Source organism: Marinicella marina, assembly GCF_030065545.1.
Lineage (GTDB): Bacteria > Pseudomonadota > Gammaproteobacteria > Xanthomonadales > Marinicellaceae > Marinicella > Marinicella marina.
Map to the genome: position 1 here is coordinate 562,395 of NZ_JASJNC010000001.1, position 21,853 is coordinate 584,247.

Consider the following 21,853-nt stretch of genomic DNA (forward strand, 5'->3'; position numbering starts at 1 on the left):
AAGCATTTATATTATCATTGCTGTGCTTTATTGCGAGTATTAAATATCAAAAATATTTACCTCATCTACATTTACTACGTTTTATTCGGTGTTTTGTTACTGACCCCTGACTCTTCTTTGTCTCAATCTGACATGGAAAAAACAGCACTGTTTGAAAGCGCTAAAAAGCAAGAAGCTCAATTAATCAAAACATATGGCTTTTATAAGAACCAGCTGTGGCAGCGGAAATGCAATGAGTTACTGAGTGATTTAGAACTCAAACAATTCAAACGCTGCTTGATAATCGGCGCTGACTTTGCCAATGCTTATTCATTGGCTCACGGTCATGTTGTGTTAACCAAAGGGCTGCTTGAGAACATCCGAAATGACGATCAATTGGCACACATTCTGACTCATGAGCATGCTCATATGGTACTAAATCACCACCAACAAGCACAAGCACTGGTGAATGATCCACCCAAATTTTTTACCAAATCAAGAATCAAAAAGTTTTATCGCCAGCTAGAGCAAGAGGCTGATGATCACGCTGACAGGTGGTTGAGTGAAAGCCACAGAGACCCGTTACAAATTCAACACTATTTGCTGCGTATCAGTAAACAAGTTAATGAACGTTCAGCTGATCATGTGCAGCTTAAACACAGAATCAAACCCAAAAATTTACCAGCTGAAGTGGTCGAAATGGAATGGTCAGGCCGTCGTTGATATCTCTGGCCTGATTTGAAGTTAATGTTTGATAGATACTGAATAAAAAGGGTGTCTTTAAAACAGGGTAATCCAGAAAAGGATTACCCTGGCTTTGGCTGTTGTTATTTTTTGGCTTTGAGTTTGAGGCGGTAGGCGTGCAACAATGGTTCGGTATAGCCTGAGGGCTGTTCTTTGCCTTTGAATACCAAGTCCAGAGCCGCTTGGTAGGCGGTGCTGTTGCTGAGGTCATCAGACATATTGGTGTATGCCGAGTCACCGGCGTTTTGTTCATCGACCACTTTTGCCATGCGTTTGAAAGTGTCTTTTACTTGCTCTGCATCACAAATGCCGTGTTCCAGCCAGTTACAAATGTGTTGGCTAGAAATACGCAAGGTGGCGCGGTCTTCCATCAGGCCGACATTGTTGATGTCGGGGACTTTGGAACAGCCCACGCCTTGATCAATCCAGCGCACCACATAGCCTAAAATACCTTGGGCGTTGTTATCCAGTTCGTGTTGAATCTGCTCAGCTGTTAACGCACTTGGGTCTTGACACAAGGGTATTCTCAGGATGTCATTGATGTCAGCGCGTTCACGTTTTTTCAATTCAGCTTGCACATCAAACACATTGATTTGGTGGTAATGCATGGCGTGTAGGGTGGCGCCATTGGGTGAAGGCACCCAAGCACAGTTGGCTCCTGCTTCAGGATGTTCTGATTTGATTGCCATCATTTTGGCCATCTCATCGGGCATGGCCCACATGCCTTTGCCGATTTGGGCTTTACCGGTGAAGCCACATTCTAATCCCATATCAACGTTCCAGTCTTCATATGCTTTGATCCATGGCATGGTTTTGATGTCCGCCTTGGGTGCCATTGGCCCCAGTAACATGCTGGTATGAATCTCATCACCGGTGCGGTCTAAGAAACCCGTATTGATGAAAACAATGCGGCCCTTAACCTGACGGATGCATTCTTTTAAGTTAACTGTGGTGCGACGCTCTTCATCCATCACACCAATTTTGATGGTGTGTCTGGGCAGTCCCAATTCATCTTCAACCCGGTTGAACAAGCTGTTAGCAAAAGCCACTTCTTCAGGGCCATGCATTTTCGGTTTCACGATGTAAATGCTACCGGTTCTGGAGTTTGATAATTGACCCAAGTCGCGCAAGTCGTGCATTGAAATCAGTACGCTGATCATGGCATCCATGATGCCCTCGGGCACCTCTTGGTCGCCTTGGTACAAGATGGCAGGGTTAGTCATTAAGTGTCCCACATTGCGACAGAACAGCAAGCTGCGGCCAGGTAGGGTGATTGTTTCACCACTGGCTGTTGAAAAGGTTTTATCCGGTGCTGCCACACGGGTCACTTGTTGGCCGCCTTTTTCAAAGCTGTCTGACAAGTCACCACGCATCAATCCCAGCCAGTTGCGATAAACCCCAACTTTATCCTCGCCATCGACGGCAGCCACAGAGTCTTCAAAGTCTTGAATGGTAGTCACGGCTGCTTCAAAAGTCAGGTCTTTGACGCCAGCCTGATCGGTTTTACCAATGGCTGATTCGGCATCAATTTCAATGATGACATGTAAGCCATTGTTGCGCAGTAAAATTTGTGTTGGTGTTTCAGCAAGGCCATTGAATCCAACCCATTGTGCTGTGTCTTTGAGGCCTGATGTTGCATCGCTGAAGCTGACCTTCAAATGACCGCCTTCAATGGTATACGCAGTTACATCGCGGTGACTGCCTTGTTCCAACGGGAAGTTGGCATCCAAAAAATCACGACCATAAGCAATCACTTTCTGCCCGCGCACTGGATTGTAGCCGCCTGATTTCTCGGCACCACCGGTCTCTGGAATCACATCGGTACCATAAAGCGCGTCATACAAGCTGCCCCAACGCGCATTGGTGGCGTTCAAAGCGAAGCGTGCATTGGAAGTGGGTACCACCAATTGTGGCCCTGCTTGTAAGGCGATTTCATCATCGACATTGGCCGTGTCAATGCTGAATTTCTCACCTTCTTCCACCAAATAACCAATTTCCTTCAAGTAACTCACATATTTTAAGTGATTGAATTGCTCGCGGTTTTTTGTTAGCCATTGGTCTAGGTTTGCTTGCAATGATTCCCGCTTTTTGAGAAGTTGTTGGTTAATAGGTGCCATGTCATCAATGACTGTAGCCATTGATTGCCAGAAATCGGCTGCTGATATGTTCAGTTCCGGCAGGACTTCATGATCAATGAAATTGGCCAAAATGGTATCAACTTTGAGGGTGTTTTTGTCACTGTATTGGGTCATCAAGATTCCTATTTAGGTGAAAGATGAAAGAATAAAACCTTTTTATTTTATAACAGCTTTTTAGACTAAAAACTCTAATTTTAGAGAAAATAAGACAAAAGTATAAAAAAAATTAAATTGCTTAAAATACTTCAAAAAACAGTTTAAAAGTGACGAAAACGTGCTTATCATGCCTGAAGTTGTTATTCAAACGTTTGTTTGAATGGCTTTCAAAGAGCGAGATTTATTAACCAAAGGTGTCTGACACCCAAATTTATACAACAGGATTTTAACCATGTTAAATTACCAATCAGAAGTGAATTCAGCCGACGGAGTGATTAAAGAGAACCAATCACCATGGTCTTCCATTAACCCCGAATTCGTGGCTCGAATGAAGTTGCAAAATCGTTTTAAAACCGGTTTGGACATAGCCAAATACACGGCAAAAATCATGCGCAAGGACATGCAAGATTACGACCTTGATTCATCAAATTACACCCAGTCTTTGGGTTGCTGGCATGGCTTCATCGGTCAACAAAAAATGATCGCCGTAAAAAAACACCACGGCACCACAGCCAAACGATATTTGTACCTTTCTGGTTGGATGATTGCTGCCCTGCGATCTGAGTTTGGACCTTTGCCTGATCAGTCCATGCATGAGAAAACCAGTGTACCTGCATTGATCAAAGAGTTGTATGACTTTTTGAAACAAGCCGATGCCCGTGAATTGCGTCATTTATTCAAAGCCCTGGATGATGCCAAGGCGGCCGGTGATGAAGTCAAAGCACAGCGCGCTCAGGAAGCCATTGATAATTTCCAAACCCACGTGGTACCCATCATTGCTGACATTGATGCGGGTTTTGGTAACGAAGAGGCCACGTACTTGTTGGCCAAGAAGATGATTGAAGCAGGCGCCTGTGCCATTCAAATCGAAAACCAAGTGTCTGATGAAAAACAATGTGGTCACCAAGACGGCAAAGTCACAGTGCCACACGCTGACTTCTTGGCAAAAATCCGCGCCGTGCGTTACGCCTTTTTAGAATTGGGTGTGGATGATGGTGTGATTGTTGCCAGAACCGACTCGTTGGGTGCTGGTTTGACCAAACAAATCGCGGTGACCAATGAACCAGGTGATTTAGGCGATCAGTACAATGCTTTTTTGGATTGTGAAGACATTTCCTTGGAAGACCTGAACAACGGTGATGTGGTGATCAAACAAGAGGGTAAATTATTGAAGCCCAAACGTTTGCCCAGTGGTTTGTTCCAATTCAAAAAAGGCACCGGAGAAGACCGCTGTGTGTTAGACAGTATCACCAGTTTAGAAAACGGTGCTGACTTGCTGTGGATTGAGACATCAACGCCACATGTGGGCCAAATTGGCGGCATGGTAAAACGCATCCGTGAAGCGGTGCCCAATGCCAAATTAGTCTATAACAACTCGCCATCGTTTAACTGGACATTGAACTTCCGCCAACAAGCCTATGACTTGATGGTTGAAGCCGGCGATGATGTTTCAGCATACGACCGCGATGGCTTGATGGACAGCCAATACGATGAAACTGAATTGGGTCAGAAAGCCGACCAAATGATTCAGTCTTTCCAAAAAGACGCTGCACAACAAGCGGGTGTGTTCCACCATTTGATCACATTGCCTACTTACCACACCGCTGCATTGTCAACCGATCAGCTGGCCAAGGGCTACTATGGAGAAGCGGGCATGTTGGCCTATGTGCAAGGTGTTCAAAGAAAAGAAATCAGAGAAAAATTGGCTTGTGTTAAACACCAAGACATGGCCGGTTCAAACATCGGTGATGACCACAAAGAATATTTTTCTGGCGATGCTGCTTTGAAAGCTTCAGGTGAAGACAACACCATGAATCAGTTTGATTGATTTGATTTAACGCCAAGTAACATCGAAAAGCCTCACTTATGTGGGGCTTTTTTTTGCGCTGTTGTTTCTGCCTTTGGTTATAATCATATTTATGTTATTTGATTCAACACGACTTTGAGTCGTCGAAAAGACACCACTGAGTTACTCAAACAGGCCTTGGACCTGGATACCGAAGCACGCACTGAATTCTTACAACAACTGGATGACAGCCAAGTCAGAAGCCAACTAGAAACCCTGCTGGGTGATGAACAACAATTAACTGCCTTCCTCAAGCAAAACAAACCAGCGGTTTCTGATGACCACATCAAGCCGGGTACCATGATCAAGCGCATCCGCATAGAAAAACTGTTGGGCGAGGGCGGTATGGGCTCGGTTTACTTGGGTTTTGACGAGAAACTGGAACGGCAGGTTGCGGTCAAAGCGATTCGCGCTGAACACCTCAAAAGCCCAGCCACTCATCAACGGTTTGTGCGTGAAGCACAGATCATGTCAAAGATCAATCACCCGTCTATTTGTCAGCTCTATGATTATGTTGAAGATGATCTGGGAGACTTTCTGGTGATGGAGTTCATTGATGGTGAGCCCTTGTACAAAACGCCCTTGGATGAAGCACAAAAATTGGCCGTATTGGCAGCTTTAGCTGGTGCCCTTGAAGTGGCCCATGAACACGGTATTGTGCACCGAGATTTGAAGCCAGACAACATCATGATCACGCGCAGTGGCCAGGTTAAGGTGTTGGATTTTGGTATTGCACAATCACTGACCAGTCACCCGATTGAGGCTGCGGGCACTGCATCAAAACAAAACGCAGGTCTGACCCAACATGGTTCCTTGGTGGGTACCATTCGCTACATGAGTCCGGAACAAGCCATGGGCAAAAGCATAGATACTGCCAGTGACATTTATGCCATGGGAATCATTGCGCAAGAAATTTTTGCCCACCAAGCGGCTTATGAAGTTTTGGAAACTGAGCAGTTGTTGTGGGATGTGCAACAAGGCAAACGCCAAGTCATGACCGGTGTGGCTGAACCGGTGGTTGATTTGGTTGCATTAATGACTCAAATTGATGCCGACAAAAGGCCCACAGCCACTGATGTGCTCAAGCGCATTGGTGAAATACAAATGGCCCCAGAGATCAGGCAAAAGCGCCGCCTCAAAATGGCTGCCGTGGCGCTGGCATGTGTGTTTTTGTTGGTGCTGATCTGGCAATGGCTGGCAATGGGCAACCAAGCCAACCGCAACGAATTAATCAAATCTTATGAGAACCAAATTGATGATTTGGTTAATCAAAGTGAACAAATATATGTTCTACCGATTCATTCAGTCAGCGAAGAGATAAACCAAATTCTGGCCCAAGGCGAGGCGCTGTATGCCACCATTGAGGCAGAAGATGGCCTCAACGCGGTGGATAAATTGCGCCTACAAGGCATCATCATGTTGAAAGCTGAGTATTTTGATGAAGCCATTGAATTGTTGGAGCAAGGACAAGCGGAAGCGCATTTATTGGCCGACGCTTGGATTGGCAGTTACATTGATCAAGCGATTGAATATTCTGATCAGCACGGTTTTGATTTAGCCATGAGCGATCAAGCGTTTCGGCAAAAATACCTTGAACCTGCGCTAGAGTACATCAAAATAACACAACAACAATCAGGTCCAAAACCACTTTATCAGGCTTTTGTGATGTCACAAAATGAATCATTGGAAACGGCCCTGTCAGCAGTTGATGAGATATTAAGTAACGAACGTTGGAACAAAGATGCGGTGAAATTAAAGGCCCTGATTTTATCAGCCATGATGCAGTCAGCGCGACAAAACGGCCAGTGGGAAAAGGCGCAAAAATTCGGTGTTATGACCGCAGAGACTTATCAGCTATCGGCACAGATGGCCAGAAGTTATCCGCCCACTTACCAAAGCCTTTGTTATCAGCAGTTGAATTTGATGGCAGATGCGGTTCAGCGAACAGGCGATGGGGTTTTGAATTTCGCTGAAGAGGCCAAACAGGCTTGTGAAAATGCCTTGATTACCATTCCATCTGATCCGTACCCCAAACACTTGTTGGCCAGAATTCATATGCTGCTGGCTCAGTGGCAATTAAGCCAGGGTTTAGATGCCACTGATAGCCTCAAAACAGCTGCACAATGGAATGAGCAAACCAACAACCTGAATAATGTATATGACTTCAATTGGAACCAAGCATTGTTGTTGGTGATTGAAAGTAAACATTTGGCGCTGTCTGGCCAAGACGGTCGACAACAAGTCAATGCTGCCGTGGCAATTCTGGAAAAATTGATGTTGGTTGAAAGTGCTTATAAACCTTATTTGATTGGTGATGCCTTGTATGCTATGGCGCAACAAGCACAACTAAAAATTGCTCATGGAGCGGATGTGACGGCTTTGTTTGATTGGGCGCAACGGATTTATGATGAGGCCAAATTAACCCAAGACTTGTTGGTCAGTGAACAGTGGGGCTTGGTCACCAACATGGCAGAAATTCATTGGATGCGGTTGTTATTGGCTGATTTAAAGCAACAAGATATCTTGCCATTGGGTGAACAGTTGCTGGCTTTTTTAAAACCTGCTGACAATGTCATCAAAAATGAGCCACACCAATTGATGAAGCTGGCCAATACCCACGCCATGCTGGCAGAGCACTTACACCAAAATCGTCAGCCGATAGCCGACCACTTACTCAAAGCGCAAGAAAACATCCAACAAGCCATGGCTATCAACGCCAACAGTTACCCTATTTTAGTCAGTCACGCCAACATCACTTCCATCAGCGCCGCCATCACTGACCAAAACTTTGAGCAAGCCAATTTACTGTTCAGAGACTTGGCAGAAGCCATCGAAAACAACCCTTATGGTTTATTGGCACTGGCTGGTCATAACTTGCGCGTAGCACAAAGTGAGGTGTCTGCTGAACAGCAGAAAATCGCCAGAGAGCAGGGTTTGATTTATATCAGAAGAGCCTTGGAAATCGATCAAGACAACCGCTTTTTTACAGTCGTTGAGTCGGCTTTATTGGCATTGGTTAGGTAGCACTTGGCTCATGTGCCGGTCATTAAATTGTCGTTGGTATGAATTGACAATTGGCTTGCTTGGCATAACAATAAAAAGAAAAAGGGACAGAAGATGAGAAAGCATTGTTGGTTGTTTTTATTACTGAGCGCCACTGGGCTGATGGCACAGGAGGCGGATGTAGGTGTTGATGTCAGGCTATTTCAAGCCAGAGTAATCACCGGTGATTTAGCCAAAATGGAAATCACAGTTCGCAACGCCGGGCCCGACATTGCGCAGGGTGTGAAGTTGCGAATGGAAGTGGCTCAGGGTTTGTTCTCAGATATTGCTACCACTGCATCTGGCCCATGCGAGGTCAATGTTGAGGCCGGTTTGATTGTTTGCCAAAACATCGGTGATTTTGCAGCTGGTTCACAAAAAATCATCTTGCTGCGGGTGCAGCTGGAACAACAAGAACAACCCGATAACCTCATCATTAACTCAGAAGTCAGTTCCAACGCCAACGATCCCAACCCAAGCAACAACACCGCCACTGCCGTGTTCCAAGTACAACCTTTACCGACCATTGATAATTATGCTTTGGGCATGCTGACTAACATGCCTGAGAACCGCAAAAAACGTTTTGAGCGCGCTGCCAGGGTGCTGGGCGCATACTGTTCGGGTGACAACTTACACAATGGCTTGGATGGCTTGTGTGATGACTTATTGCAGCAAGCAGAACTGGGTGATTTTGAAACCATCACTCGGGTATTGAGCTGGATGCGACCCCGCAACGTGGTACACCAAGCCAGAAACTCAACCAAGCTGGTGGCATCACAACTCAGTAACATAGGCCAACGCATGGCGCAATTGCGCAGTGGCATCAGTGGTTTTTCAGTGGCAGATTTGAGCTTGAGTAATGGCAGCCAGTCTTTACCAGTATCGATGCTCGGTTACCAAGGTGATGATGCGGCCGCAGCCAGTTTTGTATCGCCATGGGGCTTTTTCATCAACGGCAACATCGCTGCAGGTGATTACCAATACGCTGATGAAATCAACGATGGATTTGATTTTGATTCAGACAGTTTAACCGTGGGTGTTGATTACCGATTTTCTAACCGCGTGGTCATCGGCAGCGCGCTGGGTTATAACCAAATGAAGTCCAATACCGGTTCTGGTGTGGCCATGGAGTCAGAGGGTTTGAGTTTGAATGTATTCGGTTTGTTCACTCCGACCGATAACATATATGTCGATACCAGACTGAGTTATGCTCGCCCGGATATCAAACAAACCAGGAATGAATTCTTTGAATTGATTGATGCCATTGTCGACATCGAAGCCATTGGTCGCACCCAATCTGAACAATTCACTGCAGCCATCAGTGCTGGTTACGGCTTTAATTTCGGTGCCTGGCAATTCTCACCTTATTTGGGAATTGAGTACGTGGATAATCAGCTGGATCAGTTCACTGAGTCTGGCGCGCGCGGGTTTAACATTTTTTATGCCGAACAAGACTTTGAGTCGACCAAATACAACCTGGGTTTTAACTTGTCCCGAGCCATCAGCACCCGCAATGGCGTGGTTTCACCACAGGTCAGTTGGCAGTACAACCGCGAAGACCAGGACGGTGGCATCATGGCCATGCGTTTGATTGGCATGCCAGTGGATGAACTGTTCAATGTCGAGACAAACTTCACCGAAAACACCTCCAGCCAAGCCAGCATCGGGCTGACCTGGGTCACCGCCAATGGCAAGATGTTTTACCTGCGCTACCAACAGATTTTTGGCTTAAGGAACTTCGATCAGTATGCCATCAGCCTCGGTGCGCGCTTTGAGTTTTAAACGGCAGCAGTGATTTCAGAACAGCCGCCTTATCAACGAGCTGTTACACAGAGTTTCTGCTGGCATTGATGTTGCCGTAGAGTGAGCGAATGACCAGTTTTTCATACACTTTGATTAGGTCCTCATCTCCACCGGATGCTTGCAGCTGATTGATTTTTTGTAAACTAAATTGTTGGATGGTTAACAACGGCAAAACAATCGATTCACGGGTTTGAATGGATTGTTTGCGCACCGGACTGTCGGCCAGTAAAGTCTCTACTTGAGCCACTTTTTTGATGCCAGATTCAGTGCTGGTGAACTCCTGAAAAATTTGTAGCCAGAAGGCACCAAATTCCTCATCTTCTTGCAGATAGGCGGTCAACGGCATAAAAGATTTACAGATTGACATCATGCTGTTATCGACCAAAGCCTTGAAGTAACCCGAGTGGGCATACAGTTTTTGTAGTTCAGCCAAGCGGCCAGCGGCCAGCATCTTATTCAATGCCTCGCCCATGCCGTAATAGCCCAAGACATTTTGTTTCAGTTGACTCCAAGCACCAACAAAAGGGATGGCCCGTAAATCCTCAAATACCAGGCCTTCGCCTTTTGATCGTTTGGTTGGTCTTGAGCCAACGTTGGTCTGTCCGTAGTATTTCAAGGTACTGATTTTTTCCAAATAAGGCACAAACTTGGGGTGTTGTTTGAATGCGGTGTAGTGGGTCAGTGAGACATCAGCCAGTTCTTGTAACAGTGCTTTGCTGTCATCATCCCAGCCTTGGTTGTGGTCTTTGATGTGACTCGATAAGCCGGCGCTGAGTAACTGTTCCAGGTTATATTGTGCGGAGTCTTGGTTACCAAAATTGGCTGAAATGGTTTGGCCCTGAATGGTTAATTGGGTTGCATGGTTGGCGATGTCATTGCTTTGTGAAGCATAGAACTTATGGGTTTCACCACCTCCACGTGCTGGTGGGCCACCGCGACCATCAAAGAAAATAACTTTGATGTCGTGTGCATCGGCGATGACTGATAACGCTTCTTTGGCTTGAACGATGGCCCAATTGGCCGCCAAGTAGCCACCGTCTTTGGTGCCATCAGAAAAACCCAGCATGATGGTTTGTTGCATGCCGCGTTGTTGCAGATGGGCGTGGTATGTCTCATCTTCGAACAACTGCTGCATCACTTGGGGCGCTGCCATCAGATCATCAATGGTTTCAAACAACGGCACCACATCGACTTTGGTCTGGTCTTTGCGCCAGCCTGCCAGGGTGAAAAACGCCAAAACCTCATGCACATTCAAAGCGCTTTGACAGTTACTGATGATATAGCGGTTGGCACCAGCCTCACCATTGAGCTGTTGAATGGTTTGAATTTCCTTGACGCATGACAAAGTGTCTTTGGCCAGCGCAGAATCCAAGCTTTCAAATTCAATGGCAAGGTTTATATTTTTTAACGCCGAAATTTGTTCATTGACCGCCAGTTGATGGTAGTTTGCACTGAGCGCTTGGGTCTCGGTGGCAACGTCTTGCATCACCTGGTGATGAATCCTAGAGTCTTGTCGCACATCCAGACCCGCAAAATAGAAACCAAAGGTTTTGACTTGTTGAATCAAAGCCTCGATGGCATCAACAAACAAGCCTTGGTGCTTATCCAATACCTGTTGTCTGATGGCCTCAAGGTCAGCGATCAGCGACTGTTGGTTGAAAGTGTCAGACTGGCGATTCAAAAAAGCCGCATCGTAGAGTTTGTGTTCAACCGCTTCCAGTAACAGATCGATGCCCGGAAAAGTCAGGCGTCTTTTAAGATCACGCACATCCTGGTGGTAACATTTTAAGATGCTGCTGCGTAACCGTGCGGCCACATCAAGGGTGGTTTGGGTGTTAACAAAAGGGTTACCATCGCGGTCGCCACCGGGCCAAAAGCCCAACTCAATGAGGGTGTTATCAGGCAGCGAGTCACCGTTAAAAACATGATCCTTGATGCGCTTCAAAATGGTTTTGGTGGTGGTATAAAAAACATTTTCTAAATACCAGATGAGACTCAATGCTTCATCAAAGGGGGTTGGTTTTTGTTTGTTAAACAAAGGGGTTTTGCCCAACTGTTGTAACAGTTGTTCGACAAAAGCAGTGTCGTTTTTGGCAATGGAATCACTTAAATCGGTCATGATGCCTAATACCGGACCCGGGTAGAACTGGGTGGGGTGGGCTGTGAGTACCACTCGAACAGCATAAGTTTCCAGTGCCTTTTTTAACTCAGGTTTTTTGTCTTGGTAATCAGCCTGTTTGGCCAGAAAGGGCACACTGCCTTGGCCGTTTAAATCATGGTTCTCGGTGAAAGCTGATTCTTCGACAGAGTCATACAACACAATTTGTCGTTCTATGTATTGAATAAAACGAAACAGCACAGAAATCAGTTCATCCTCGTGGGTGATTTGGATGTGTTGTTCTATGAAAGCTGTGAGGATTTGTTGTGGGCTGAGGTTTTTTTCAAAGCCTTGCACACATGCTTTGGACAACAATGGCAACAACATGCCAGTATGTGTCACTGCATCGAAAGGCAAATTCAGGAATAAGCCGTTATAGATTTGAAATTTATTAAGGACCGAATTGCGGTACTTTGCCAATTGGTTTTTGTGCTGCATGAAGGTTTTGCACCAAGTCAAAATTAATATTTTACGCTGAGAGTATATGGACTGCAATGAGACCTTGTAACAGGGAAATCTGAGGGTTGTTTCAATTCAAGGCTTGGCAGGGGGATAACAAATAAGCGCCCAATGCAGTTCAAAACTGAACTTCTCAGTGTGGGTAAGAAGCCGCAGTCAAACTTGCATTGGACGTAAAACATATTAATTAAGCCACAGTGAATATTATGTCAACAGTAGGAAATGACTCAAATTTAGGTATAGAAACGCACTAAAAAGGACTTTTGGCACTATTTTTACAGCAGCATCCTTAAAATAATGACCCTAATTTTTATACTGAGAACAACCATGAACTTAAACAGAAACCAAAACTGGCTACAGCGCACCGCTTTCGCCGTGGCTTTGGGTGTTGCATCCATTGCGCCAGCTGTGTCACAAACAGCCGCGAAACAAACCCAAGAAAACCCCTTGTTGGCAGAATGGACTGGCCCATTTGGTGGCGTGCCTGCTTTTGATAAAATGGACCTTAAATACGTACCTGAAGCATTTGATGTGGCCATTGCTGAAAACTTGGCAGATTATGAAAAGATTGCCAACAACCCAGAACCGGCTACTTTTGAGAACACCATCGTAGCAATGGAAAAAGCCGGCGAAAAACTCGGCCGTGCTTTCACCTATTTTGGTATTTGGGGCAGTAATTTATCATCGCCAGAAGTGCGAAAATTACAGATGGAGTACTCACCGAAGTTCTCAGAAATGAGCTCTAAAATCTCACAAAACAAAAAACTGTTCGAACGCGTCAAGAAAGTCTATGATGATGCCAAGAAAAATCCACTCGAGCAAGAAGCACAAAGACTGGTTTTAACTACCTATGAAGGTTTCGCCATGAACGGTGCCAACTTAGATGACATCTCAAAGAAACGTTACGCGGCGATCAACAAAGAATTATCCAGCTTGTACACCAACTTCGCCAACAATACTTTGAATGACGAAGAAGGTTACGTGACATACTTGAACAAAGACCAACTCAGTGGCCTACCAGAATCATTTGTTAAAGCGGCAGCCAATACTGCGGAACAAAAAGGCAAGCCTGGTCAATATGCTGTTACCAATACCCGATCTTCAATGGATCCATTTCTGACCTATTCAGATGAGCGTGCTTTGCGTGAGAAAGTCTGGAACAATTACTACTCACGTGGTGATAACGGTGATGAATTTGACAACAACGAAAACATCGCCAAAATCCTCAAACTGCGTCGTGAACGTGTAGAACTTTTGGGTTACGAGAACTACCCAGAATGGCGTTTACAAAACCGCATGGCCAAAACCCCTGAAAATGCCATGAAATTGATGGAAGCGGTTTGGCCAGCAGCCATCGGTCGGGTCAAAGAAGAAGTCGCTGACATGCAAGCCGTGGCTGATGAATTAGGCCATGACATCACCATCAAACCATGGGATTACCGCTACTATGCTGAGAAAGTACGCAAGAAAAAATACGACCTGGACTCAAATGAAGTGAAGCAGTACTTACAGTTAGGTAACCTGACTGAAGCCATGTTTTATGTCGCAGGCGAATTGTTTAACTTCAAATTCACCGCTTTGCCTGAAGGTAAAGTGCCGGTGTACCATCCTGATGTGAAAGTTTGGGAAGTGAATGATTTAACTTCTGGTGAACACATTGGCTTGTGGTATTTGGACCCGTTTGCACGTCCAGGTAAGCGTTCAGGAGCTTGGGCCAGCCAATACCGTTCGCATGAATCACATGCCGGTAAACAAACGGTCTTATCATCAAATAATTCCAATTTCATCAAACCTGCGCCAGGTGAGCCTGTTCTGGTTTCGTGGGACGATGCGACCACTTTCTTCCACGAGTTTGGCCATGCTTTACACTTCTTGGCCTCCAATGTGAAATACCCATCATCTAACTCAGGTGTGCGCGATTACACGGAATTCCAGTCGCAGTTGTTAGAGCGTTGGTTATCGACCGATGAAGTGATTAACAAGTACATGAAACACGCCAAAACCGGGGAAGTGATTCCGAAAGAGTTGATTGCTAAAATCAAGAATGCAGCCACCTTTAACCAAGGTTTTGCTACCACTGAATATTTGGCCTCGGCTTTGATTGACATGAAGATTCACATGGCCGACCCAGAAGGTTTAGACCCAGATAAATTTGAAAGAGAAACATTGAAAGCTTTGGGCATGCCGGATGAATTGGTGATGCGTCACCGCACACCGCACTTCGGACACGTGTTCTCAGGTGAAGGCTATGCCACCGCATACTATGGTTACATGTGGGCCGATGTGTTGACTTCAGATGCCGCAGAAGCATTCAAAGAAGCACCAGGTGGTTTCTATGACAAAGAAGTGGCCGACAGAATGGTCAAATACCTATTCGCGCCGCGCAATGCCATGGACCCAGCTGAAGCCTACCGCAAGTTCCGCGGCCGCGATGCTGCAATTGATGCCTTGATGCGTGACCGTGGATTCCCAGTGCCTGCAGCTGATAATAGCTCTGATACAAGCTATGATTAAAAGCTGAAGCATTTAAGCCGACAAAAGCCACCCTTGTTAGGGTGGCTTTTTGCTATGTGAAATCAATTCTTCTAAAATAAAACAATTAATGAGGGAAGCTCATCATGAAAAACGTCTATTCTGCTTTGATTTTTTTACTGTTAGTGACATCTGCTGCATCGGCCAATGAAACACATAAAAAAGAGGTAGATGAAATTTTTTCAAGTTGGCATAAAACAGATACGCCAGGTGCCAGCGTAGGTGTTTTTAAAAACGGTAAAGTTATCTATGCCAGAGGGTATGGCATGGCCAATTTAGAATATGATATGCCCATCAACGCAGATTCAGTGTTTAGAATCGGTTCCACTTCTAAACAATTCACCGCTGCATGTATTGTGTTATTAGCTGAACAAGGCAAATTAAAGTTAACTGATACACTGTATTCTTTTTTCCCAGCCTTTCCTGATTACGCCAAAGACATAACAGTTCGACAATTGTTGAACCACACCAGTGGTGTTAGAGATTATCTGTCCTTGGCATACCTCAAGGGCCTGCATGAGGAGGACTATTACGAAGACAAAGATGTCATGCAGTGGCTAGTCAGTCAAACAGAACTGAACTTCATGCCAGGCGAGGAATATACTTACAGCAATTCTGGATATTGGTTATTAGGTCAGATTGTTAAAAAAGTAGCTGGTATGGATATGGCTGAATACGCAGAAAGGAGTATATTCAAGCCATTGGGCATGCACAACACACATTTTCATAACAACCACAAAACCATCGTGAAAAACCGCGCTTCAGGCTACAGCCCCATAAATGAGGAGGCTACTGAGTTTGAGATCAATATGACCACACTGAATATGATAGGAGATGGTGGCATATTTACCACCATCAACGACATCAAAATATGGGATGATGCTTACTATAATTCAGAAATTTTAAGTGAAAATTTCTGGAAAGAAATGACTACTGAGACAGTGCTCAATAGTGGGAAACAGATTAAATATGCTTCGGGTTTGGGTATGGGTGTATACAAAGGCCTAGAAACGGTCAGTCACGCAGGTGGTTTTGCCGGTTTCAGAGCTGAGCTATTGAGGTTTCCAGAACAAAAATTCACAGTTGCAGTATTTGCCAATAGAAGTGATTCCAATCCAACATCTATGGCTTTTCAAGTGGCTGACGTTTTCCTCAAGGAAGACTTCAAAGAAGAACCAGAAGATACAACTGAGGCAGATTCTGCTGAGAAAGAAAAGTCTAACACCCAAGAGAGTAAAGCACCATTAGAGCATTTAGTTGGTGATTTTCAATTGGAACCTGGCATTAAATTAACAGTAAGTGTTAAAGAAGGCGTTTTGCATGCCTATCAGCTTTGGAATGAAAAAGAGTATGACTTTGAGCCAATAGAAGACACAAAGAACTCATTTAAAATCATCGGTGATGATGCCTTCATCTTTGCCTTTAATGAATTTAAAAATAATCAGGCTCAAGTGATAAACCTCACACAAAATGGCAGTCATTCTATTTGGAAGCGGGTAGAAACTGTTGATACCAGCGGCCTAGTGATTAAGGATTTTGTTGGTGATTATGACAGCAAAGAATTAGATGTGGTTTATAAAATACAACTGGATGATGAAACACTGACAGTTCGTGTTGGTAACAATGATCCAATCCCATTGAAATTTTCAGCCATTGATCAATTGATGTTTAATGGCATTGTCTTGGATTTTATGAGGCAAAAAGGTGTCATCACAGGTTTCAAAATGGCAGCAGGTCGGGTTAAAAATCTGTCTTTTGCTAAACGTTAGGCATCCTTCTTTAAAAAACAGTAGTTTGAGTTGGTCTGGTTGAAGTATCAATCAGACCGTTCACTGATGCGTTTTTTGAACGCCGCCAGATCTTCTTTGCGCTCTGAATAACGATTGACCAAATGGTCTTTGATGTCTCGGGTGAGCAGGGTGAACTTAACCAGTTCTTCCATCACATCAACAATGCGGTCATATAAAGATGAGGGTTTCATGCGGTTGTTATCATCGAATTCTAACCAGGCTTTGGGCATCGATGATTGGTTGGGGATGGTCAGTAAACGCATCCAGCGACCCAATACCCGCAGCTGATTAACGGTATTGAACGATTGTGAACCGCCATTGACTTGCATCACTGCCAGCGTTTTACCTTGGGTCGGCCGCACCGCACCGATTGATAAGGGCACCCAGTCGATTTGTGATTTCATGATACCAGTCATCGAACCATGGCGCTCTGGTGAACACCAGACCATGCCCTCAGACCAGTTCACCAATTCATGTAACTCTTGTACTTTCGGGTGTGTGCCATCATCGGTATCAGGTTGTGGCAGACCGGTGGGATCAAAGGTTTTGGTCTCCGCACCAAAATACTGCAAAATCCGCGCCGCTTCCTCGGTCGCTAGGCGACTGAAAGACCGCTCTCGCAAGGAGCCATACAACAACAATATCCGCGGTGCATGCGTTGAAACCTGATTATTGAACAAAGTCTCTTGATCAATCGGTTTGATGCTTTCGGTGTCAATATTTGGTAATGCTTTATTCATATTTATTCTCAGTTAATTCCATTCACTTCGGCTCAAACCAATGCCGCGTACGATTAGCAAAAGCCACCAAAGACAACATCACCGGCACTTCCACCAACACCCCAACCACGGTGGCCAGTGCCGCACCCGAATTCAAACCAAATAAGGAAATGGCCACTGCCACCGCCAGCTCGAAAAAGTTTGAGGTGCCAATCATACAAGCAGGCGCCGCAATGTCATGCGTCAGGCGCATGCGTTTGGCGATGAAATAAGCGATAAAAAATATGCCGTAAGTTTGAATCAATAACGGAATCGCAATCAATACGATTGCTGTTGGGTTGTCGATGATTTTTTCGGCCTGAAACCCAAACAACAAAACCACCGTGGCCAGTAATCCAATCATTGACCAAGGCTTTAAAGTACCAAGCAAACCATTAATTCGCCCTGCCAAAACTTTGCGTGTCAGCGCACCCGCAACCAAAGGCAGCAGCACATACAGCACCACCGATAAAACCAGAGTTTCCCATGGAATGGAGATATCATTGATACCCAATAAAAACGCCGCGATGGGCGCAAAGGCGAAAATCATGATGACATCATTGACCGAGACTTGTACTAAGGTGTAATTGGGGTTGCCTTTAGTCAATTGCGACCAAACGAACACCATTGCGGTACACGGCGCCACGCCCAATAAAATCATACCAGCGATGTACTCATTGGCCGTTTGTGGATCGACCCAAGATGCGAAAAACACCTTAAAGAACAAGTAACCCAGAGCTGCCATGGAGAACGGTTTGATCAGCCAATTTATCACCAAGGTCAGGATTAAGCCCCGTGGATTTTTTCCAGAATCCTTAACAGCTGAAAAATCAACCTGTACCATCATCGGATAAATCATCACCCAAATCAGCACTGCCACCACCAGGTTCACATGCGCGTATTCAAGCGCTGCAATCTGCTGAAAAACCCCTGGGAAGTAATTTCCCAAAATCACACCAGCCAGAATACACAAACCCACCCAAAGTGATAAATACCTTTCAAATAACCCCATACCAATCCCAAATAAATTTTAAAATTTCGTCATGCCGGCAAAGGCCGGCACCCAATGTCTTGCTGTATAAACCCAAAGTAATTAAGTCACTTAACAGTAAGTTTGTATTATCCTCTTAGCAACCTAACCAAAACCATTCCCACATAACCCAAAGCCAAAAACATCAGCCACAAAGGCCACATCCAACTACCCAAAGTCTGCCACACCACTGACCAATGAATCACCGACTCGCTGTAAAAAATTCCACTTGGATTCACCTGCCAATCCAACCAAGTTGCAAATACAGAAAGCAACAATGCCAAAACGAATGTCACCAGTGACAACTTAAATAATTGCTTAAAACTTAACTTAAACATTGTCTAACTTTGATTCAATCCTCGCCACAAAATCCCTGATCTCATCCCTTACCTTGCGATAACAATCCATCTGGCTTTCCTCGTCATCGAAGGCCAAAGCCATCTTCGGCGGATCATCAAAACCCACATGAATCACCTTCACATCACCAATGAACACCGGACAACTCTCATGCGCATGACCACACACCGTGATCACATAATCCAGCGGTTGGTCATCAAATTCAGACAGCAGTTGAGACTTTTGCCCGCTGATATCAACACCCGCCTCATTCATCACCTTCACCGCATGCGGATTCAAACCATGGGTCTCAATGCCCGCCGAAAACACATTGAACACATCACCTTTTAAATGCCGCAACCAACCCTCCGCCATCTGCGATCGACAAGAATTACCCGTACATAAAAATAAAATATTCTTCTTCATCATCAGCACCAAACCCAACCACCGTCATTCCAGCCGAGCCGGTAGGCGAGAGCAGGAACCCAGGCACGTAATCTATTAGTACTGATTGAGCTAGAAAGTATGAATACTTTTGGCGTTAACGTCTTTCCCATCAACAACACCCCTTTTCTTGATACACCTTCAGCCGCTGCAAATCCTCCACAAACGGCTGCTGCTCATCCAAATGACTCATATTCGCCGCCAGCATCTGTTGTAACTCTGGCCCCAAATCCGGATTAATCCGATAATGCACCCACTGATCACGCCGCTCATCCACCACCAAACCCGCATCCCGTAAATACTTAAAGTGCCGCGAAATCCGCGACTGTGGTGCCGTTAGAATTTCCATAAAATCACAAACACACAAACTCTCACAACGCGACAACAAAAACAAACAGCGCAAACGCGTCGCATCACTCAAAGTTTTAAAAAAATCAGTGGGGTTAATCATAAATTCAATTGTATATTCGTTTATGCGAATAAGCAATAATAATTACAATGAATTATATTTAATCAGGTCAGTCAGAACCCCGCACCGTCATACCAGACGAGCCGGTTGGCGAGATCAGGGATCCATTTTTAGAACGGTTTAGTAACTAAAAGTAGTAACTAAAAGTAGTCAGACCCCTTTTAGTTACCCAAATCTTTTGGGTGTTTTTTTTGATGAAAAAGTATGTATTTTTTAATCCAGACTACATAAGTCGCTTCTGTATTTTTGCTGTGATTTCAAAAATCGTCACTTCACTGACACTTGATCCAATAGTTTCATAAGTTGCACTTTTATTAAGAATTTGCCGGATAATAGTGCATCCGTGCATTTTTATCTGTCAATAACCCGCTATCAGTGCATGAAATAGAACCCTGCCAAGTAAGAAATCAACAACTTATGGTAATATCATGGTTTTTTTAATGCACTTTTAACAAGGAATTCAGATGATAGTAAGCATTAATGCACCCATAATAAATTGTTATGTTTTTCTAGAGATATCGAGCTATGAACATTAGAGAGGCGACTAAAGCAGATTGGGAAAGCATCTGGCCAATTTTCAGTGAAATAGTGTCTGCTGGAGAAACGTATGCCTACGATCCAGAAACTACCAAGGAGCAGGCAGAGAGAATTTGGTTGGAATCACCAAGAAAGGTTTTTGTCTTCGAAGAAGAAGGGATAACTCTAGGCACTTATTATCTGAAGACAAATCAGGCTGGGCCTGGAAATCACGTCTGTAATTGCGGTTATATGGTTTCCACTGCAGCCAGAGGCAGAGGGCTAGCTACCACAATGTGTGAGCATTCCCAGAGAGTAGCTACAGAGCTAGGGTATAAAGCTATGCAATTTAACTTTGTGGCTTCAAGCAATGAAGGTGCAATTCGTTTATGGACTAAGCTCGGGTTTGAGACTGTTGGGCAGCTTCCAAAGGCTTTTAATCACCCATCATTAGGCTATGTAAACGCGTTAGTCATGTACAAATGGCTAGTCAAAACATAACAAGTGCCGGCAACCGACTGCAAAAACTGTCACTTGTTTTGCTAAAAACCAGCAAAACAACCGCCAGTCTTTGCAGCGGCTGCGGCAGGCGTTAGATGCAGAATGAGATCGGAATATGGTACAAATAAAAATGGTTGAATATGATTCTCGATGGACGCATGAGTTTGATTCCTTAGCTTCTGACCTTGCGTCATGTCTCGGTGCAACGGCACTGCGTATCGACCATATTGGTTCAACGGCGGTAGATGGTTTAGCAGCAAAGGATATCATTGATATTCAAGTGACAGTCAGTGACACCGGAGATGCCAAAATAGAGAAGAAGCTCATTGAGGCTGGATATGTATTTAGAAGTGACATTCAATTTGACAAGCTAACAGGATATAGCAGCGAGTCTTGTGAATTGCGCAAAAAATACTTTCGTGAGAAGCCAGGAAGTCGAATATCCCATATCCACGTGCGGCAACATGGTAGAGTTAACCAAGAATATCCAATCCTATTCAGGGACTTTTTACGCAATAATAGTAACGTCATGCGCGCCTATGCAGAGGTAAAAAAAGAACTGGCATCACGCTTTGGTGACGATAGAGAAGCATATTACTCAATCAAAGACCCCTACATGGATACAATCTATGAAGCGGCGAAGTTGTGGTCCTTACATAATGATTGGCGCCTCTAATTCATGAGTGTGCAGTGTCACCTAACAAGCTGCTCAAGCTGAATCTTCACTTACGTTTCGTTTCGCTTAGTATGCAACGCCTTACTAAACGCTCGGTTTGGCCGACTTAGCACCACGTTATATTGAACAGGAAAAATAGTGGAATATACTGATGATTTTGAAAAGTGTGAAGATACTTACGTCACACTATTGGTAGATCCAGATGAAGTCCCATTGAGCGAAGTTTCCTTTGTATTTGGCTTGGAACCAACTAGGGTTTGTGAAAAGCAATCAATTAATGGGGTCAGAGCTGTTGATTTCACAGGACTCTTTCATGACACCCCAAAGTTTAACTCATGGGAAATAATAATCCTTTCTTTTGGCACTTTCTCCATTATTTAACGTTTCTTAATACAGAGACCTCAGACAAGTTTGGGTTCGAATTGTGATTGGGGCATTCAAAGCAAGTGCCCCTTGAGTGGAGAATCCGATTTTCA

16 protein-coding genes and 1 pseudogene are annotated in these 21,853 nt (G+C 44.7%); 9 read left to right on the forward strand and 8 right to left on the reverse strand.

Translation table 11 applies throughout. From position 1 onward, the window contains the following. Positions 1-30: 30 nt before the first annotated feature. Positions 31-702, forward strand: coding sequence for a M48 family metalloprotease (locus QNI24_RS02525; RefSeq protein WP_267175846.1), 672 nt, complete (start codon positions 31-33; stop codon positions 700-702). A 104-nt stretch (positions 703-806) separates the two neighbouring features. Here the strand turns inward: QNI24_RS02525 and QNI24_RS02530 are convergent, their stop codons facing one another. Continuing rightward, complete coding sequence (locus QNI24_RS02530; protein WP_267175847.1) at positions 807-2,975, reverse strand: malate synthase G; 2,169 nt, start codon at positions 2,973-2,975, stop codon at positions 807-809. A 274-nt stretch (positions 2,976-3,249) separates the two neighbouring features. Between QNI24_RS02530 and QNI24_RS02535 the strand changes: the two genes are divergently transcribed. From QNI24_RS02535 to QNI24_RS02545, 3 genes are all read left to right on the forward strand, one after another. After that, complete coding sequence (locus QNI24_RS02535; RefSeq protein ID WP_267175848.1) at positions 3,250-4,845, forward strand: isocitrate lyase; 1,596 nt, start codon at positions 3,250-3,252, stop codon at positions 4,843-4,845. Positions 4,846-4,959: 114 nt separating this feature from the next. Next, entirely contained in the window at positions 4,960-7,887 is a 2,928-nt protein-coding gene (locus tag QNI24_RS02540) for a serine/threonine-protein kinase (RefSeq protein ID WP_267175849.1), read from the forward strand. A 93-nt stretch (positions 7,888-7,980) separates the two neighbouring features. Further along, the gene (locus tag QNI24_RS02545) at positions 7,981-9,687 is read left to right on the forward strand and encodes an autotransporter domain-containing protein (RefSeq protein ID WP_267175850.1); all 1,707 of its coding nucleotides are present in this window, start codon (positions 7,981-7,983) and stop codon (positions 9,685-9,687) included. Positions 9,688-9,730: 43 nt separating this feature from the next. Here the strand turns inward: QNI24_RS02545 and QNI24_RS02550 are convergent, their stop codons facing one another. Continuing rightward, the gene (locus QNI24_RS02550) at positions 9,731-12,304 is read right to left on the reverse strand and encodes a phosphoenolpyruvate carboxylase (protein ID WP_267175851.1); all 2,574 of its coding nucleotides are present in this window, start codon (positions 12,302-12,304) and stop codon (positions 9,731-9,733) included. Positions 12,305-12,652: 348 nt separating this feature from the next. Here QNI24_RS02550 and QNI24_RS02555 point away from each other — a divergent pair, with 348 nt between their 5' ends. Then, positions 12,653-14,839 (forward strand): M3 family metallopeptidase, encoded by a 2,187-nt coding sequence (locus QNI24_RS02555; protein WP_267175852.1) that lies wholly within the window; start codon positions 12,653-12,655, stop codon positions 14,837-14,839. 104 nt (positions 14,840-14,943) lie between these two features. After that, positions 14,944-16,626 carry a serine hydrolase domain-containing protein gene (locus QNI24_RS02560; protein WP_267175853.1) on the forward strand — a complete coding sequence of 561 codons (1,683 nt, stop codon included), beginning with the start codon at positions 14,944-14,946 and terminating at the stop codon, positions 16,624-16,626. Between the two features lie 47 nt (positions 16,627-16,673). On the opposite strand, the gene arsH is transcribed toward QNI24_RS02560, so the two are convergent. The 6 genes and pseudogenes from arsH to QNI24_RS15445 all read right to left on the reverse strand — a co-directional run. Next, positions 16,674-17,387, reverse strand: coding sequence for an arsenical resistance protein ArsH (gene arsH / locus QNI24_RS02565; protein ID WP_267175854.1), 714 nt, complete (start codon positions 17,385-17,387; stop codon positions 16,674-16,676). 22 nt (positions 17,388-17,409) lie between these two features. Continuing rightward, a complete protein-coding gene (gene arsB, locus QNI24_RS02570) occupies positions 17,410-18,417 on the reverse strand; it encodes an ACR3 family arsenite efflux transporter (protein WP_267175855.1) in 1,008 nt (335 codons plus the stop codon). 107 nt (positions 18,418-18,524) lie between these two features. Then, the gene (locus QNI24_RS02575) at positions 18,525-18,773 is read right to left on the reverse strand and encodes a hypothetical protein (RefSeq protein ID WP_267175856.1); all 249 of its coding nucleotides are present in this window, start codon (positions 18,771-18,773) and stop codon (positions 18,525-18,527) included. Then, on the reverse strand, positions 18,766-19,197 hold the full coding sequence (locus QNI24_RS02580) for an arsenate reductase ArsC (protein ID WP_283708475.1): 432 nt from the start codon (positions 19,195-19,197) through the stop codon (positions 18,766-18,768). The genes QNI24_RS02575 and QNI24_RS02580 overlap by 8 nt, the downstream gene beginning before the upstream one ends. A 130-nt stretch (positions 19,198-19,327) precedes the next feature. Further along, on the reverse strand, positions 19,328-19,666 hold the full coding sequence (locus QNI24_RS02585; RefSeq protein WP_267175858.1) for an ArsR/SmtB family transcription factor: 339 nt from the start codon (positions 19,664-19,666) through the stop codon (positions 19,328-19,330). Between the two features lie 179 nt (positions 19,667-19,845). After that, positions 19,846-19,923, reverse strand: a pseudogene (locus tag QNI24_RS15445) (hypothetical protein); the annotation flags it as partial. Between the two features lie 286 nt (positions 19,924-20,209). Here QNI24_RS15445 and QNI24_RS02590 point away from each other — a divergent pair. The 3 genes from QNI24_RS02590 (at position 20,210) to QNI24_RS02600 (ending at position 21,758) form a co-directional block, all read left to right on the forward strand. Continuing rightward, the gene (locus QNI24_RS02590) at positions 20,210-20,701 is read left to right on the forward strand and encodes a GNAT family N-acetyltransferase (protein ID WP_267175859.1); all 492 of its coding nucleotides are present in this window, start codon (positions 20,210-20,212) and stop codon (positions 20,699-20,701) included. 115 nt (positions 20,702-20,816) lie between these two features. Continuing rightward, the gene (locus QNI24_RS02595) at positions 20,817-21,377 is read left to right on the forward strand and encodes a GrpB family protein (protein WP_267175860.1); all 561 of its coding nucleotides are present in this window, start codon (positions 20,817-20,819) and stop codon (positions 21,375-21,377) included. A gap of 138 nt (positions 21,378-21,515) precedes the next feature. Beyond that, entirely contained in the window at positions 21,516-21,758 is a 243-nt protein-coding gene (locus tag QNI24_RS02600; RefSeq protein WP_267175861.1) for a hypothetical protein, read from the forward strand. Positions 21,759-21,853: the final 95 nt, after the last annotated feature.

Excerpts from the sequence above, each read along its gene's own strand:
- QNI24_RS02555 (WP_267175852.1), top strand. The coding sequence starts at position 12,653 with ATGAACTTAAACAGAAACCAAAACTGGCTACAGCGCACCGCTTTCGCC.
- arsH (WP_267175854.1), bottom strand. The coding sequence starts at position 17,387 with ATGAATAAAGCATTACCAAATATTGACACCGAAAGCATCAAACCGATT.
- QNI24_RS02530 (WP_267175847.1), bottom strand. The coding sequence starts at position 2,975 with ATGACCCAATACAGTGACAAAAACACCCTCAAAGTTGATACCATTTTG.
- QNI24_RS02580 (WP_283708475.1), bottom strand. The coding sequence starts at position 19,197 with ATGAAGAAGAATATTTTATTTTTATGTACGGGTAATTCTTGTCGATCG.
- QNI24_RS02575 (WP_267175856.1), bottom strand. The coding sequence starts at position 18,773 with ATGTTTAAGTTAAGTTTTAAGCAATTATTTAAGTTGTCACTGGTGACA.
- QNI24_RS02595 (WP_267175860.1), top strand. The coding sequence starts at position 20,817 with ATGGTACAAATAAAAATGGTTGAATATGATTCTCGATGGACGCATGAG.
- QNI24_RS02550 (WP_267175851.1), bottom strand. The coding sequence starts at position 12,304 with ATGCAGCACAAAAACCAATTGGCAAAGTACCGCAATTCGGTCCTTAAT.
- QNI24_RS02590 (WP_267175859.1), top strand. The coding sequence starts at position 20,210 with ATGAACATTAGAGAGGCGACTAAAGCAGATTGGGAAAGCATCTGGCCA.
- QNI24_RS02585 (WP_267175858.1), bottom strand. The coding sequence starts at position 19,666 with ATGATTAACCCCACTGATTTTTTTAAAACTTTGAGTGATGCGACGCGT.
- QNI24_RS02545 (WP_267175850.1), top strand. The coding sequence starts at position 7,981 with ATGAGAAAGCATTGTTGGTTGTTTTTATTACTGAGCGCCACTGGGCTG.
- arsB (WP_267175855.1), bottom strand. The coding sequence starts at position 18,417 with ATGGGGTTATTTGAAAGGTATTTATCACTTTGGGTGGGTTTGTGTATT.
- QNI24_RS02535 (WP_267175848.1), top strand. The coding sequence starts at position 3,250 with ATGTTAAATTACCAATCAGAAGTGAATTCAGCCGACGGAGTGATTAAA.
- QNI24_RS02560 (WP_267175853.1), top strand. The coding sequence starts at position 14,944 with ATGAAAAACGTCTATTCTGCTTTGATTTTTTTACTGTTAGTGACATCT.